Below are 15173 nucleotides of genomic sequence, written 5' to 3'. Positions count from 1 at the left end.
CGCGGAGAAACGCGAACGGCGCCCCGCTTGCGCGGGGCGCCGCCGGCCGTTTACTTCTTGACCTTGTTGACCGCGTGGATCGCGCGGCCGTCGACCGCGAGCACGGCCTCGTGGAAGTTCTCCGACAGCGTCGGATGGCCGTGCATCGTCAGCGCGATGTCCTCGCAGGTCGCCGCGAACTCGAGCGCCAGCACCGCCTCGGCGAGCAGCTCCGAGACGTACGGACCGACCATGTGCACGCCGAGGATGCGGTCGGTCTTGGCGTCGGCGATGATCTTGATCGTGCCCTGCGCCGCTTCCATGGCCTTGGCGCGGCCGTTGGCGGCGAACGGGCCGGTGCCGATCTTGACCTCGTAGCCCTTGGCCTTGGCCTGCTCTTCCGACAGGCCGGTCCAGGCGATCTCCGGGGCGGTGTAGACCACACTCGGCACCGCGTTGTAGTTGACCTGGGTGTGCTCGCCGTGCAGCTGCTCGGCCAGCGCCACGCCTTCCTCGATCGCCTTGTGCGCGAGCATCGCGCCGCCGATCACATCGCCGATCGCGTAGATGCCCGGAACGTTGGTCTTGTAGTTGGCGTCGACCTTGACGAAGCCGCGCTCGTCGAACGCCACGCCGATTTCCTTGGCATTGAGGCCGTCGGTGTTCGGACGGCGGCCGACGGCGACGATCAGCTTGTCGAAGACTTCGGTCTTCTTCTCGCCGCCCATCTCGTACTCGACTTCGACGGCCTTGGTCTTCGTGCCGGTGACCTTGGCGGTGCTGACCTTGGCGCCGAGGCGGATGTCGAGCCCCTGCTTGGTCAGGTGGCGCAGCGCTTCCTTGGCGATCTGCGCGTCGACCATCGGCAGGAAGTTCGGCAGCGCTTCGAGAATGACGGTCTTGGCGCCAAGGCGGCTCCAGACGCTGCCGAGCTCGACGCCGATCACGCCGGCGCCGATGATGCCGAGACGCTGCGGCACTTCGGTGAAGTCGAGCGCGCCCCAGGAATCGACGATCGACTCGTTGTCGAACGGCGCGATCTTGAGATTCACCGGCGACGAGCCGGTGGCGATGACGATGGTCTTGGCCGACAGGACCTGCTTCTCGCCCTTGTGCGAGGTGAACTCGACCTTGCCGTCGCCGAGCAGCTTGCCGAAGCCTTCGAGGCCGGTGACCTTGTTGGCGGCGAACAGCTGCTTGATGCCCCCGGTGAGGCCGCGCGAGACCGCGGTCTTGCGCGCCTGCATCTTGGCCAGATCGAGCTTCAGCTCGCCGACGCCGATGCCGTGCGCCGAGGCCTCGTGCTGCATGCGGTGCCACAGCTCCGACGATTCGAGCAGGGCCTTGGAGGGAATGCAGCCGGCGTTCAGGCAGGTGCCGCCGAACGCGGCGGTGTTGTCCTTGTTGAGCCAGGCGTCGATGCAGGCGGTCTTGAAACCGAGCTGCGCGGCGCGGATCGCGGCCGGGTAACCGGCGGGGCCACCGCCGACGACCACGACGTCGTATTGGTCAGTCATGATGCTCCTTCTCTGTTTGCGCGCATTTTAGCCCCGGCGGTTCGTCATCGCACGGCATTCGCTACAATTTTCATTTGCGGACGGCGCCCCCGGCCCCGCACGGCGCGCACGATGCGAATCGGCCGCTTCGCGATGCATTCTTGTGATGGACCATGAACCCGGCTGCCGACCCTACTCCGGCGCCGCGCGAGCCCGGCCCCGCGTGGCGTGACCTCGACCTGCCCGACGCCTGGCCGGACCGCCTGCGCTGGCGGCGGCCGCGCGATCTCTGGCAGCTGCTGCGCAAGCTCGTCCTGCGCCGCGTCGGCCGCGTCGAGCTGCCGCCGGCGCTGCCGCTGCGCGTCGCGCTGCCGAAGTACCTGCTGCTCGAATTCCACAACCTGCCGAACGGCAATTACTCGAAGCGCATCACGCACGGCTACAGCACCGGCTTCGACCGCGTCATGCTTGGCGAGATGCGCCGGGCGCGCGCCGCCCTCGCCGCTTGCTTCACCGGCAGCCGGCGCGTGCTCGACCTGGGCTGCGGCGCAGGCTATTCGTCGCAGGCGCTGGTCGCCGCGGGCGTGCCCGAGGTCTGGGGTCTGGATGCCTCGCCGTACCTGCTGCAGCACGCGGCGCGGCAGTTCCCGCAGCCGCGCTTCGTGCAGGGACTCGCCGAGCGCACCGAACTGGCGGATGCAAGTTTCGACGGCGTCGCTGCGTGCTTTTTGTTCCACGAGCTGCCGCCGCGCTACGCGCGGGCCGCGCTCGACGAAGCCCGGCGCCTGCTGCGCGCCGGCGGGCGGCTGGCGATCCTCGAGCCGGCGCCGGAACAGTTCATCGGCCCGCCGTATGCGCTGTGGCGCGCACACGGCTGGCGCGGACTCTACTTCTGGGGGCTGGCGCGCTTCGTCAACGAACCGTTCATCCGCGCCTGGCACCGCACTGACGTGCCGGCCTGGCTCGACACCGCCGGCTTCACGCTGATCGAGGAACGCACGCTGTTTCCGGCGCGGCTGATCGTCGCCGAACGGCGCGGCGGATAGCGGCGCCGTTCAGGCCGCGCGCGTCGCCGCCATCACCGCGTCGGCGGCGGCGAGCGCATTGCTGCCACTGCGCTCGTAGCTTTCGCGCCAGAGCCGGTAGGTGTCCAGCTCGCCCTGCTGCCAGGGATGAAAACCCGGCTTGAAGTACGCAAGGTAATGGCGCATCAGCCGCGGATACAGGCCGCCGGGGCCGTACAGCCACCACAGCCCCTTGGTCCAGACGCGAAAGCGGTCGCGCACGCCGTCGACCTCGAACATGTGCCGCATGATCGCGAAGACGTGCAGCGGAAACGTCAGCGAGACCTGCAGCATGCTGAGCACGCGTGTGAAGTAACCGCCGTGCGCGACTTTCTGGAAAACATCGAAGGCGACCGCCTTGTGCTCGATCTCCTCGACCGCGTGCCAGGCGTACATCGCCCGCACGCGCGGATCGGCGTCGTCGAACATGCCGGTCGAGAAGAACCCATGCGCCATCAGCGCCGTCATGTGCTCGGCCGCGGCGGTCTGGCCGAGCGTGTAAACCTTCGGCAGGCGCCGGCGGAAGACGTCGAACATGATCTGCCGCTGCCGCGTCAGCACTTCATCGACCGCGATGCCCTGCGACTTCAGGTGGTTGTTGAACGAGGTATGGACGACCCCGTGCTGGCCTTCCTGGTACATGAAATCCTTGACCGCCGCGCGCAGCTCCGGATCGGCAATGCTGTCGCGGTAATCGCGCACGCAGGCGATGAAGAACTTCTCGCCTTCGGGAAACAGCAGCGACATGGCGTCGAAGAAACGGGTACGGAACGGGTCGCCGCCGAACCACCAGCGCGGCAGATCCTGCCACGCGAACTCCGGCCCCTTGCGCGGCACGATCGCCTGCGGACTGCCTCCATCCATGTTCCCTCTCCTCGATCTGCGCCGATGCCCGCACTGTAGGCAGTAGCGCCGGCGCCGCCTATGACTGGCGACGACCTGCAGGGAACATTTGACGACAATCCGGCCTGTACCTTCCGCCAGTCGTCACGCGAGGACGACCGCGACGCACCAGCTTCTGGGCTCGCCGGAAGCCCCGCGGCGACGCCGTTCGCGCCGACGCGCGCTTAGCGGCCGCGCAGCCGGTAGCGGCTCGGCGTCACGCCGGCCCAGCGCGCGAACGCGCGCGTGAAGCTGCGCCGGTCCGAGAAGCCCAGGCGCTCGCTGATCGTTTCGAGATCGAGCCGCGGATCGTCGAGATCGCGCAGCGCCAGCCGGTAGCGCACGCGGTCCTGCAGCTCGCCGTAGACCTCGCCCTCCTCGCGCAGCCGGCGCTGCAGCGTGCGCTCGTGCAGTTCGAGCCGCCGCGCCATTTGCGCGATGCCGAGGCCGAGCAGATGCGGCTCGCGCTCGAACTGCGCTTCGACCGCGGCGATCAGGCCACTGCGCCGCGGCAGGCGCGCGAGGCGCTGTTCGACGCGCACCTCGGCCTGGCCGTGCAGTGCCGGAAAGCCGCCGTCGAGCGGCACGTCGAGCTGGGCGCGCGGCAGTTCGATCGCGTTGTACGGCTGCCCGAAGGCCACCGGAATGCGGAAATGGCTTTCATACGCGAGCGCGTACGCCGGCGCCGGATAACGGAAGCGCAGGCGGCTGAAGCGCTCGACGTCGCCGTTCAGCATGCGTCCGAATCGGGCGATCGCGGCGAAGATCGATTCGATGAAGTAAACCCCGGCCGGCCCGCCGCCGCGCGGCTCGCCGTCGCCGCGCAGCGTCAGCCGCGCCAGATCGCCGTCCTCCTCGAGCTGCACGTCGATCAGCGGATTGATCAGCGTGCGCACCCAGTCGAACACGCGCGCTGCGTCGCGCAGCGTCGGACTGGTCGCCAGGAAGGTGCCGATGTCCGGCAGATAGTCGAACGCGAACGTCTCGCCGAGCACGAACGGAAAGTGCTGGCTGCGCGCGCGTTCGACACAGGCGACCATCGCCCGCTCCAGCAGCGGCCGGCTGACGGTCGCGTCTTCGAGATGAATCAGGTCGGTCTCGATGCCGAGTTCGTCGAACACCGGCTGGATGTTGAAGCCGCACAGCGCCGCCGCCTTCACCCAGTTCGGCAGGGTGATGAACGGAATCGGTTCCTCGTGCAGCGGCGCGCGGTTCATGGCCCCGCAGTATGCCGGACGCCCGCGCCGGCAGCGGGCACGCAAGAACCCGCACGACTGCCGCAAACGCATCGGGCCCGCATCAGCGGGCCCGATGGCCTACGACGGAAGCGCTGCGGCCGGCAGGCGTCGCGGGCGACGGCCTGCCGGCTGCAGCGCGCGGCCGCTTTACAGCTGCAGCAGCAGCTTGGCCGGATCCTCGAGGCACTCCTTGATCGTGCGCAGCGCCAGCACGGCTTCCTTGCCGTCGATGATGCGGTGATCGTAGGACATCGCCAGATACATCATCGGACGGATGACGATCTCGCCGTTGACGACGACCGGGCGCTCGGTGATGCCGTGCATGCCGAGGATCGCCGACTGCGGTGGGTTGAGGATCGGCGTCGACATCATCGAGCCGAAGATGCCGCCGTTGGTGATCGAGAACGTGCCGCCGGTGAGGTCTTCCATCGTCAGCTTGTTGGCCTTGGCGCGCACGCCGAAGTCGACAATCGCCTTCTCGACGCCGGCCAGCGACAGCTGGTCGGCGTCACGCAGGATCGGCACCACCAGACCGCGCTCCGACGAAACGGCAATGCCGATGTCGTAGTAGCCGTGATAGATGATGTCGCTGCCGTCGATCGACGCATTGACGACCGGGAACTTCTTCAGCGCCTCGACCGCCGCGCGCACGAAGAAGCTCATGAAGCCGAGCTTGACGCCGTGCGCCTTCTCGAACTCGGTCTTGTACTTGGCGCGCAGGTCCATCACGGCCTTGAGGTCGACCTCGTTGAAGGTCGTCAGCATCGCCGTCGTGTTCTTGGCTTCGAGCAGGCGCTCGGCGATACGCGCGCGAATGCGCGTCATCGGCACGCGCTGCTCCTCGCGGGCGCCCAGCGCCTTCGGCGCGGCCGGGGCCGCGGCCGCCGGGGCCTTGGCCGGCACAGCCGCCTTCGGCGCGGCAGCGTAGGCCTTGACGTCCTCGACCGTCAGGCGGCCGCCCTTGCCGGTGCCGGCAATCTGGCTCGCCGACAGACCCAGCTCCGAAAGCAGCTTGCGCACGGCCGGGCTCTGGCCGTCTTCCGACGACATCGCCGCTTCGCTCGCCACCGCCTTGGCCGGCACCGACTCGTTCTTGGCCGGCTCGCTCTTGGCCTCCGCCTTCGGCGCGGCTGCCGCGCCTTCCTCGAGGATGCCGAGGATGTCGCCGGCCTGCACCGTGGCGCCGGCCTCGATGCGGATTTCCTTGATCACGCCGTCGGCCGTCGCCGGCACTTCCAGCATGACCTTGTCCGTTTCGAGGTCGAGCAGGTTCTGCTCGCGCGACACGGCGTCGCCGGCCTTGACGTGCCAGCTCGCGACGGTCGCCGAGGAGACCGATTCCGGAAGATTGGGGACTTTGATTTCGATGGCCATTGTTTGGGGGTTCCTGTCCGTTCTTTTCTAACTGTCTCTTAGTACGCGAAGCCGGCTTGCGCCGGCTCCGTGCTGCCCTCGCGGGCCTTGGTCAAATCCGCTTGCCGCCGGTCAGCGCTTCCTGCACGACCTCGGCCTGCTCCTTCTGGTGGACCTTCAGGTAGCCGACCGCGGTGGTCGAGGCGCCCTTGCGCGTCGAGTACAGCAGCTGATGCTGCGGCTGCAGGTACGCGGCGAGGCGGTGCTTGATCTGGTACCAGGCGCCCTGGTTTTCCGGCTCTTCCTGGCACCAGACGACGTCCTTGGCGTTCGGGTAGCTCGCCAGCACCTGCTCGTAGCCGGCGCGCGGGAACGGATAGAGCTGTTCGATGCGCACCAGCGCCACGTTGTCGAGCTTGTCCTTCTGGCGCGCCTGGAGCAGGTCGAAGTAGACCTTGCCCGAGCAGAACACGATGCGGTTCACCTTCTTCGCGTCGAGCGCCTCGACTTCCGGGATCACGGTCTGGAAACCGCCCTTGGTGAGGTCGTCGAGCGTCGACACCGACAGCGGGTGGCGCAGCAGCGACTTCGGCGTGGCGACGATCAGCGGCAGACGCAGCGAACGCTTCATCTGGCGACGCAGCATGTGGAACATCTGCGCCGGCGTCGACGGCACGCAGACCTGCTGGTTGTTCTCGGCGCAGAGCTGCAGGTAGCGCTCGATGCGCGCCGACGAGTGCTCCGGGCCCTGGCCTTCGTAGCCGTGCGGCAGGAACACCGCCAGACCGCAGAGGCGGCCCCACTTGGCCTGCCCCGAGGAAATGAACTGGTCGAACAGCACCTGCGCGCCGTTGGCGAAGTCGCCGAACTGCGCTTCCCAGATCACCAGCGAATCCGGATCGGTCGTCGAGTAGCCGTATTCGAAGCCGAGCACGCCCTCTTCCGAGAGCAGCGTGTCGTTGACGACGAAGCCGTACTTGTCGTCGACCAGATGGCGCAGCGGCGTGTAGCGCTGGCCGTTCTTGTAGTCGTGGATCGTCGCGTGGCGGTGGAAGAAGGTGCCGCGGCGCGCATCCTGACCGCACAGGCGGACGTGGAAGCCGTCCTTGATCAGCGAGGCGTAGGCCATGGTCTCGGCGAAGCCCCAGTCCATCGGCAGATCGCCGGCCGCCATCTTGGTGCGGTCTTCCCAGATCTTGATGACGCGCGGGTGCAGCGTGAAGCCTTCCGGCGTCTTCAGCAGCTGCTCGGACAGCGCCTGCAGCGACTTCTGGGTGATCGTCGTGTCGACCGGCGTGTCCCAGGTGCCTTCCTTGTACTTGGCCCAGTTGACGGTGTGCTTGTTGCCGACCAGACCCAGCGTCACGCGCGCCGGATTCTCGCCCTTGTCGAGACCTTCGCGGTATTCCTTGACCAGAGACTCGGCGTCGCCCTTGGCGATCGTGCCTTCTTCCTCGAGCTTCTTGGCGTACAGCGTCAGCGTCGTCGGCTGCTTCTTGATGACTTCGTACATCACCGGGCTGGTGACGCTCGGCTCGTCGGCCTCGTTATGGCCGAGGCGGCGGTAGCAGCAGATGTCGACGATGACGTCCTTGTGGAACTCGTTGCGGAAGTCCATCGCCAGACGCGTCACGAAGGTCACCGCCTCCGGATCGTCGCCGTTGACGTGGAACACCGGCGCTTCGAGCATCTTGGCCAGGTCCGTGCAGTAGCGCGAGGTGCGCGCTTCCTTGAGCCGCTGCGCCTCGATCGGGTCCGGCGTGGTGAAGCCGATCTGGTTGTTGACGATGATGTGCATCGTGCCGCCGGTCGCGTAGCCCTTCGATTGCGACAGCTGCAGCGTTTCCATCACCACGCCCTGACCGGCGAACGCCGCGTCGCCGTGGATCAGCACCGGCACGATCTTCTGTCCGGCCTCGTCGCTGCGCCGCGTCTGGCGGGCCTTGACCGAGCCTTCGACGACCGGATTGACGATCTCCAGGTGCGAAGGATTGAAGGCCAGCACCAGATGCACGCGCTTGCCGTCGACCTCGACGTCGGTCGAAAAGCCCATGTGGTACTTGACGTCGCCGGCGCGCGACAGCGCCTCGACCGAGTACTTGCCCTCGAACTCGGCGAACAGATCCTTCGGCGACTTGCCGAGGGTGTTGATCAGCACGTTGAGGCGGCCGCGGTGGGCCATGCCGATGACGATTTCCTCGACGTCGCGCGCCGCGCAGGCACGCAGGATCTCGTCCATCGCCGGGATCAGCGAATCGCCGCCTTCCAGCGAGAAGCGCTTCTGGCCGACGTACTTGTTGTGCAGATAGCGCTCGAGACCTTCGGCGGCGACCAGCTGCTTGAGGACGTCACGCTTGCGCTCGATGCCGATCTTCGGCTGGAACGCGACCGATTCGAGGCGCTTCTGGATCCAGCGCTTCTCGGAGGTCTCGGTCAGGTACATGTACTCGGCACCGATGGTGTCCGTGTACACGCTCTTGAGGATGCGGATGATCTCCTTGAGCGGCAGGCGGTCGGCGTTGGCCGCCAGCGTGCCGGTGTTGAAGACCGTTTCCATGTCCTCGGGACCGAGGCCGTGGAAGGCCGGATCGAGGTCCGGAATGATGTCGACCGGCGCGAGACCGAGCGGGTCGAGCTTGGCGGCCTGATGGCCGCGCACGCGGTAGTAGTTGATCAGCCGCAGCACGCCGGCCTGCTTCTCGGCGGCCTTGGCGTCGAAGCCGGCTTCGGCGGCGACCACGCGGCGCGGCTCGCGCGCCAGGCGCTCGAAGCGCGCGATCACCCCGCTGTGCGGCGTCTCGCGCGGCGCGCTCTGATCCTGGATCAGGCGGAAGTACGCCCGCCAGCTCGGATCGACCGATTCCGGGTCTTCGAGGAACTGCTCGTAGAACGCTTCGACGTAGGGTGCGTTGGCACCGTTGATCGAAGACGACTCAATGAAGTTCTGGTACTTGCTGGTCGCCATGTCTGTTACTGCTCTCGTCTGTGTGTTCGTGTCACCCCGGCGTCCCCAAGCTTGGGCGGCTTCCCCCATCGAGTCGTTTGTGGATCCGCCGCCGTGCTACGCCTTGGCCCTCTTCTTGTCCTGCTCGTGCCAGCCGGCGGTGAGTTCGCTCAGGTAGGCGCGGAAGTCGTCGGCCAGTTCCGGATGCTTGAGGCCGAACTCGACGTTCGCCCGCAGATAGCCGAGCTTCGAGCCGCAATCGTGGCGCACGCCTTCGAATTCGTAGGCGAGCACGGTCTGCTCGTTGAGCATCAGGCTGATCGCGTCGGTCAGCTGGATTTCGCCGCCGGCGCCGCGCTGCGTGCGCTCCAGCAGCTTGAAGATGCGCGGCGTCAGGATGTAGCGGCCGACCACGGCGAGATTGCTCGGCGCGTTCTCCGGCTTCGGCTTCTCGACCATCTTGCGGATCTCGGACAGTCCCGGGCCGATCGGCTGCACGTCGACGATGCCGTAGCTCGACACGTCCGCCTGCGGCACGCGCTGGGTCGCCAGCACGCTGGTGCCGTACTGCTGGTAGACGCGGTGCATCTGCGACAGGCAGGGCTGCAGACGGCCGTCGATGAGGTCGTCGGCGAGGATCACGTAGAAGTCCTCGTCGCCGACTGCCGGCCAGGCCTGCAGCACGGCGTGGCCGAGGCCGAGCGCCTCGGCCTGGCGGATGTAGATGCAGGTGACGCCCGGCGGCACGATGTCCTGCACGGTCTCGAGCAGCTTGTTCTTGCCGCGGGCGGCGAGCTCGGCTTCGAGCTCGTAGGCCTTGTCGAAGTGATCCATGATGGAATTCTTCGAACGGCCGGTGATGAAGATCAGCTCCTGAGCGCCGGCGCTGATCGCTTCCTGGACCGCATACTGGATCAGCGGCTTGTCGACGACCGGCAACATTTCCTTGGCGCTGGCCTTGGTGGCCGGCAGGAAGCGGGTGCCGAGACCGGCGACCGGGAAGACCGCTTTGCGAATGCGCATGAGAGCTCCTTTAAGCCTGACGATTTTAGCGCAGTAGGCCGGTCAAATGGACCTTGTCCGAGTTGCGCGCCAGCAGCGCGAATTCGATACCGTTCCCGCTGCCGTGCTCGCCGATGCCGTGGGCGAACTTCAGCGCCGCCCGGCCCGGCAGGAACAGCGGCTGGCGGAACTGCACGTCGAGCATTCGCGGCTCGCCTTCGAGGTGGTCAGCGAGCAGGGCCGCGCAGTGCGCCGCCGACCACATGCCGTGGGCGATGTGGCGCTTGAAACCGAACAGCCGGGCCGGCAGCGGCGCGAGGTGGATCGGGTTGAAATCCTTGCCGACCTTGGCGTAGCGGCGGCCGATGTCGGCCGGCGCGTCGACGGCGATGTAGTCCGACAGGCTGGCCGGCACCGGCGCCGGCTTGGCGGCCGGCTTCTTCGGGCCCGGGATGCGGTAGAGCGTGGTCATCACCTCGTTCCAGACCTCGGCGCCGTCGACCGTGACGCTGGAGACGATGTCGAACTCCAGGCCCTGGCGGACTTCGCGCGCCTCGGCCAGGCGCACGTCGAAATCGTAGCTCTCGCCGGTGCCGAGACCGCGCAGCTGCTCGATGCGGTTGCGCACGTGCACGAGGCCGAGCAGCGGCAGCGGGAACTGCGGCTGCGTCATCAGGTGCAGATGCAGGGCCGCGGCCATCACGTGCGGGAAGGTGATCGGCAGCGTGTGGCTGTCGGCGAAGCCGCAGACCTGGCGGTAGTCGGACAGCTGCTGCGCCGAGACGCGCACGCCCTTGACCTGCACGCCGTACTGCGGAATGCGCGGCTTGCCCTTGGGCCGGCGCAGCACGGTGGTCGCCGCCTTCAGATAGAGGCCTTCCGCCGAGGGCAGCCGGGCGAGCGTCGCGTTCATCAAAATCCCCTTGTTTTTCAATTAAATGCTGTTGGTTCGATGCGCCGGCCGCAAGCTTCGCAGGATGCCACTCAGGGCACTTGCCGGTCGATCACCAGTTCGAGCGGTGAGCCGGCCTCGGCGCGGCTGGCAGGATGGCTGCCCTCGAGATCGCCGGACAGCGCCTGCGCGCCAGCGCCGCTCGTCAGGCGGGCCGTGACGACCCAGCGCTCGAAGGCCGACAGCTTCATTGCCGGCATCATCGCCTGGCTGTCGTCGAGCGTGACGCTCAATGGCAGCTGCGGCGACTCGATGCGCTGCACCGCCAGCGGCATCGGCGGGCCGTTCTCGGCCTTGGCGAACACCATCAGCGTCATGCCCGGCTTGAGCTGCGCGCGCAGCGCGTCGGCCAGGCGCACATGCACCGTCAGCTGCACGCCGGACGGCGCGGCCGCCGGCTTCGGCGGCAGGGTCTGGCCGGTCTTGGCGGCGAGCGCCGGCAGCTGCTGGTCGAGGATCGCGGCCAGATCCTCCGGCGGCGACAGCTCGCGCAGCTTGAGCCAGTGCGCGTAGGCCGCCGCCGCGTCGTCGGCCTGCAGCGCGGCGAGGCCGGCGTACCAGAGCGCCTCGACATTGCCCGGATCGAGCGTCAGCGCCTGCTCGAACAGCGGGCGCGCCGGGCGCAGGTCGCGCTGCGGATTGGCCATGCCCTGCGCCGCGCCGGCCGCGATCAGCCACTCGGCCTGCGGCTGGGCGACGCTGAGGGCGTTGGCGCGGCTGTAGGCCTGCGCCGCGTCGGAGTAACGCTGCAGCACCAGATAGGCGCGGCCGAGCATCGCCCAGCCCTGCGCGTCGTCCGGCGCCGACTTCAGGCGTCGCTCGAGCTGCGCGACCATGCCGTCGATCATCTGCTGCTCGGCGGCCTGCGGATCGCGCTGCGCCAGCTCGATCAGCGCCCGCGTCCGCCAGCTGCCTTCGAGCCAGTAGCCAAGGCCGGCCAAGGCGCCGAGCAGCAGCACCAGCGCGAGCGCCAGCCCACGCCGCCGCGGTGCCGACTCGCCGGTCTCGGCGGCGGCGCCGGCGTCATCGAGCAGGCGCGCGCCGGCCTCGTCGCGCAGCTGCTGCGCCGATTCGGCGTCGAGCGTGCCGGCGGCGACGTCGGCGTCGATCTCGGCGACGCGCGTTTCGTAGGCGATCACATTGGCGCGCTTGCGGCGCAGCGTGGCGGCGGTCGCCCGCGCCCACAGCGGCCGGGTCAGCCACAGCCCGGCGGCCACGGCGATGGCCACCATCACGACGATGAGCAGAGTCACGAACGGTTTTCCGGTGGTCGGCGCGCGTCGTCGCCCGCCTCGTCGGCGAGCACCTGGCGCAGCGCGGCGGCGTCGACCGCGGTCGCGGCCGGCGCGGCGCGGCGCGCGCGCACGAAGCGCAGCGCGACCCCGAGCGCGATCAGCAGCACGACGAACGGCCCGCCCCACAGCAGCCAGGTCTTGGCCTTGAACGGCGGCCGGTACAGCACGAAGTCGCCGTAGCGGTCGGTGAGGTAACGCTTGATTTCGGCATCGCTGCGCCCGGCGCGGATCTGCGTCTCGACCTGCTGGCGCAGGTCGGCGGCGAGCGGCGCGTTGGAATCGGCGATCGTCTGGTTCTGGCAGACCAGGCAGCGCAGCTCGTTGATCAGCGTCTGGTAGCGCGCCTGCTGCTCGGCGTCGAGCTCGGCGGCGCGCAGCGGCGCGCCGGGCAGCGCCAGCAGCAGGCCGGCGAGCAGCGCCACCGGTGCGAGCCGGGATTTCAGCGTCCCGCGCTTCACGGCTTGGCTCCCTGCAGCAGCGGCGCGACGCGCTCGCGCCAGACCGCTTCCGACAGCGGACCGATCTGCTTGTAGACGATAGTCCCCGCCGTATCGAGCACGAAGGTCTCCGGCGCGCCGTAGACACCCCAGTCGAGGCCCATCGCGCCCTGCGGATCGGCGATCACGGTGCGGTACGGATTGCCGTGCCGGGCCAGCCAGTCGGCGCCGTCGGCGTCGGTGTCCTTGTAGTCGACGCCGACGATCTCGACGCCCTGCGCCGCCAGCTGCATCAGGAACGGATGCTCGACGCGGCAGGCCGCGCACCAGCTGGCGAAGAAATTGACGAGCACCGGCCGGCCCTTGAGGTCGGCGAGCGTGTAGGTCTGCTGCGGCGCCCCGAGCACCGCCAGCGAGAACGCCGGCGCCGGCTTGCCGATCAGCGGGCTCGGCACTTCGCGCGGATCGTGGCGCAGGCCGACCGCGAACAGCACGACCAGGCCGATCAGGACCAGCGCGGGAACCAGGTAGCGCAGGCGCATCAGGCGAGCGCCTCGGCGCGCACGGCGACGGTCTCGCGCGCCTGCGCGAGCCGGTAGCGGCGGTCGGACGCGGCGATCAGGCCGCCGAGCGCCATGATGAAGCCGCCCCACCAGACCAGACGCATCATCGGCTTGTAGTACAGGCGCAGTGCCCAGTCGCCGTCGGCCCGCGCCTTGTCGATCGGCTCGCCGAGGGCAACGTAGAGATCGCGCAGCGCATTGTGGTCAACGGCCGACTCGGTCATGACCTGGCCGCTGGCGCGATAGCGCCGCTTCTCGGGCTCGAGTTCGGCGATCACGCGGCCGCCGCGCGAGACCTCGACGCGGCCGTGGTCGGCGTCGTAGTTCGGGCCGGCGCGGCCTTCGACGCCGTCGAAGCGGAACGCGTAGCCGGACAGCTCGGCGGCCTGTCCCGGACCGAGGCGCACATCCTTCTCGACGCTGTAGAGGCTGACGAAGCTGACGCCGAGCACCCAGATGCCGAGCCCGGCGTGGGCCAGCGTCATGCCCCAGACCGCACGCGGCACCTGCAGCAGACCCTGCACGCGATCGCGCTTGGCGAGCACGCGGCGTCCGATCTCCTGCGCCGCCGTCAGCAGCACCCAGATCGCGAGCATGCCGCCGGCGATCGCCGCCAGCAGCGTGCGATGGCCGAGCGCCCACGGCAGCGCCAGACCGGCGACGACGGCGAGCGCCGCCGGCACGCGCACGCGCTTCCAGACCTCGGCCGGCTTGGCGCGCTTCCAGCCGACTGCTGCCGCCAGACCGACGAGCACCGCCAGCGGCGCGGTCAGCGGCAGGAACACGGCATTGAAGTACGGCGGTCCGACCGAGACCTTGCCGAGGTTCAGCGCCTCGGCGAGCAGCGGATACAGCGTGCCGAGCAGCACCGCGAACGCGGCGACGACGAGGAACACGTTGTTGAGCAGCAGCAGGCCCTCGCGCGAGAACAGCGCGAAGTCGGCCTGCGAGACGAACTTCGGCGCGCGCCAGGCATACAGCGTGAAAGCGATGCCGAGCACGATCGCCAGGAACGTCAGAATGAACACGCCGCGCGCCGGATCGGTGGCGAAGGCGTGCACCGACACCAGCACGCCGGAACGCACGAGGAAAGTACCGAGCAGCGACAGCGCGAACGCCAGGATCGCCAGCAGCACGGTCCAGGCCTTGAGCTGGCCGCGCTTCTCGGTGACCGCCAGCGAATGGATCAGCGCGGTGCCGACCAGCCACGGCATGAACGAGGCGTTCTCGACCGGGTCCCAGAACCACCAGCCGCCCCAGCCGAGCTCGTTGTAGGCCCACCACGAGCCGAGCGTGATGCCGCAGGTCAGGAACAGCCAGGCGGTCGTCGTCCACGGCCGCGTCCAGCGCGCCCAGGCGGCGTCGAGCCGGCCCGAGATCAGCGCCGCGAGCGCGAACGCGAACGCCACCGAGAAGCCGACGTAGCCCATGTAGAGCATCGGCGGATGGATGACCAGGCCGGGGTCTTGCAGCAGCGGATTCAGGTCGCGGCCGTCCGCCGGCACCGGGAAGCTGCGCTCGAACGGATTCGAGGTCAGCAGGATGAACAGCAAAAAGCCGACGCCGACCGCGCCGAGCACCGCCAGCGTGGTGGCCGCCAGATCCGGCGGCAGGCGACGGTTGAAGACCGACACCGCCGCCGCCCAGCCGCTCAGCATCAGCACCCACAGCAGCATCGAACCCTCGTGCGCGCCCCAGACCGCGCTGATCCGGTAGGCCAGCGGCAGGTCCGAATGGCTGTTGGCGGCGACATAGGCGACCGACCAGTCGCGCGTCACGAAGGCCCAGCTCAGGCACAGGTACGCGAACAGGATCAGCAGGAACTGCGTCTGCGCCGCCGAGCTGGCGACCGCCATCAGGCGCCGGTCGCGGCGCCACACGCCGAACGCCGGCAGCGCAACCTGCAGCAGCGCCACGAGCAGGGCCGCGACCAGCGCGAAGTGACCGAGTTCCGGAATCATGCTGGCC

The 15173-nt window shown here is 68.6% G+C and carries 12 protein-coding genes; 1 reads left to right on the top strand and 11 read right to left on the bottom strand.

Annotation, left to right across the window (positions count from 1 at the left end; translation table 11 throughout):
* Window positions 1–50 precede the first annotated feature (50 nt).
* The gene (gene lpdA / locus K343_RS0104325) at window positions 51–1496 is read right to left on the bottom strand and encodes a dihydrolipoyl dehydrogenase (protein ID WP_028007003.1); all 1446 of its coding nucleotides are present in this window, start codon (window positions 1494–1496) and stop codon (window positions 51–53) included.
* A gap of 152 nt (window positions 1497–1648) precedes the next feature.
* Here lpdA and K343_RS0104320 point away from each other — a divergent pair, with 152 nt between their 5' ends.
* Window positions 1649–2521 carry a class I SAM-dependent methyltransferase gene (locus tag K343_RS0104320; protein ID WP_028007002.1) on the top strand — a complete coding sequence of 291 codons (873 nt, stop codon included), beginning with the start codon at window positions 1649–1651 and terminating at the stop codon, window positions 2519–2521.
* Between the two features lie 9 nt (window positions 2522–2530).
* On the opposite strand, the gene K343_RS0104315 is transcribed toward K343_RS0104320, so the two are convergent.
* The 10 genes from K343_RS0104315 to K343_RS0104270 all read right to left on the bottom strand — a co-directional run bounded on the left by K343_RS0104315 (window position 2531) and on the right by K343_RS0104270 (window position 15166).
* The gene (locus tag K343_RS0104315) at window positions 2531–3403 is read right to left on the bottom strand and encodes a metal-dependent hydrolase (RefSeq protein ID WP_028007001.1); all 873 of its coding nucleotides are present in this window, start codon (window positions 3401–3403) and stop codon (window positions 2531–2533) included.
* A gap of 203 nt (window positions 3404–3606) precedes the next feature.
* Complete coding sequence (locus tag K343_RS0104310; RefSeq protein ID WP_028007000.1) at window positions 3607–4638, bottom strand: AraC family transcriptional regulator; 1032 nt, start codon at window positions 4636–4638, stop codon at window positions 3607–3609.
* A gap of 168 nt (window positions 4639–4806) precedes the next feature.
* The gene (odhB, locus tag K343_RS0104305) at window positions 4807–6033 is read right to left on the bottom strand and encodes a 2-oxoglutarate dehydrogenase complex dihydrolipoyllysine-residue succinyltransferase (protein WP_028006999.1); all 1227 of its coding nucleotides are present in this window, start codon (window positions 6031–6033) and stop codon (window positions 4807–4809) included.
* Window positions 6034–6124: 91 nt separating this feature from the next.
* Complete coding sequence (locus tag K343_RS0104300) at window positions 6125–8977, bottom strand: 2-oxoglutarate dehydrogenase E1 component (RefSeq protein WP_028006998.1); 2853 nt, start codon at window positions 8975–8977, stop codon at window positions 6125–6127.
* A gap of 96 nt (window positions 8978–9073) precedes the next feature.
* Window positions 9074–9979: a UTP--glucose-1-phosphate uridylyltransferase GalU gene (gene galU / locus K343_RS20955; RefSeq protein WP_020649826.1), complete on the bottom strand. Its 906-nt coding sequence runs from the start codon at window positions 9977–9979 to the stop codon at window positions 9074–9076.
* Window positions 9980–10004: 25 nt separating this feature from the next.
* Window positions 10005–10871, bottom strand: coding sequence for a MaoC family dehydratase (locus K343_RS0104290; RefSeq protein WP_028006997.1), 867 nt, complete (start codon window positions 10869–10871; stop codon window positions 10005–10007).
* 71 nt (window positions 10872–10942) lie between these two features.
* Window positions 10943–12163, bottom strand: coding sequence for a c-type cytochrome biogenesis protein CcmI (gene ccmI, locus K343_RS20950; protein ID WP_154662438.1), 1221 nt, complete (start codon window positions 12161–12163; stop codon window positions 10943–10945).
* The gene (locus K343_RS0104280) at window positions 12160–12663 is read right to left on the bottom strand and encodes a cytochrome c-type biogenesis protein (RefSeq protein ID WP_028006996.1); all 504 of its coding nucleotides are present in this window, start codon (window positions 12661–12663) and stop codon (window positions 12160–12162) included. Before K343_RS0104280 ends, ccmI begins: the two co-directional genes overlap by 4 nt.
* A complete protein-coding gene (locus tag K343_RS0104275; protein ID WP_051277943.1) occupies window positions 12660–13184 on the bottom strand; it encodes a DsbE family thiol:disulfide interchange protein in 525 nt (174 codons plus the stop codon). The genes K343_RS0104280 and K343_RS0104275 overlap by 4 nt, the downstream gene beginning before the upstream one ends.
* Complete coding sequence (locus tag K343_RS0104270; protein WP_028006994.1) at window positions 13184–15166, bottom strand: heme lyase CcmF/NrfE family subunit; 1983 nt, start codon at window positions 15164–15166, stop codon at window positions 13184–13186. The genes K343_RS0104275 and K343_RS0104270 overlap by 1 nt, the downstream gene beginning before the upstream one ends.
* Between the last annotated feature and the right edge of the window lie 7 nt (window positions 15167–15173).

This window comes from Solimonas flava DSM 18980 (genome assembly GCF_000426685.1).
Classification (GTDB): domain Bacteria; phylum Pseudomonadota; class Gammaproteobacteria; order Nevskiales; family Nevskiaceae; genus Solimonas; species Solimonas flava.
Note: the sequence above shows the minus strand (reverse complement) of the source record. Positions and strands in the feature narration are given on the sequence as shown.

Coding starts and splice junctions, on each gene's coding strand:
- lpdA (WP_028007003.1), bottom strand. CDS start 1,496: ATGACTGACCAATACGACGTCGTGGTCGTCGGCGGTGGCCCCGCCGGT.
- galU (WP_020649826.1), bottom strand. CDS start 9,979: ATGCGCATTCGCAAAGCGGTCTTCCCGGTCGCCGGTCTCGGCACCCGC.
- K343_RS0104290 (WP_028006997.1), bottom strand. CDS start 10,871: ATGAACGCGACGCTCGCCCGGCTGCCCTCGGCGGAAGGCCTCTATCTG.
- K343_RS0104310 (WP_028007000.1), bottom strand. CDS start 4,638: ATGAACCGCGCGCCGCTGCACGAGGAACCGATTCCGTTCATCACCCTG.
- K343_RS0104315 (WP_028007001.1), bottom strand. CDS start 3,403: ATGGATGGAGGCAGTCCGCAGGCGATCGTGCCGCGCAAGGGGCCGGAG.
- K343_RS0104300 (WP_028006998.1), bottom strand. CDS start 8,977: ATGGCGACCAGCAAGTACCAGAACTTCATTGAGTCGTCTTCGATCAAC.
- K343_RS0104270 (WP_028006994.1), bottom strand. CDS start 15,166: ATGATTCCGGAACTCGGTCACTTCGCGCTGGTCGCGGCCCTGCTCGTG.
- K343_RS0104320 (WP_028007002.1), top strand. CDS start 1,649: ATGAACCCGGCTGCCGACCCTACTCCGGCGCCGCGCGAGCCCGGCCCC.
- odhB (WP_028006999.1), bottom strand. CDS start 6,033: ATGGCCATCGAAATCAAAGTCCCCAATCTTCCGGAATCGGTCTCCTCG.
- K343_RS0104275 (WP_051277943.1), bottom strand. CDS start 13,184: ATGCGCCTGCGCTACCTGGTTCCCGCGCTGGTCCTGATCGGCCTGGTC.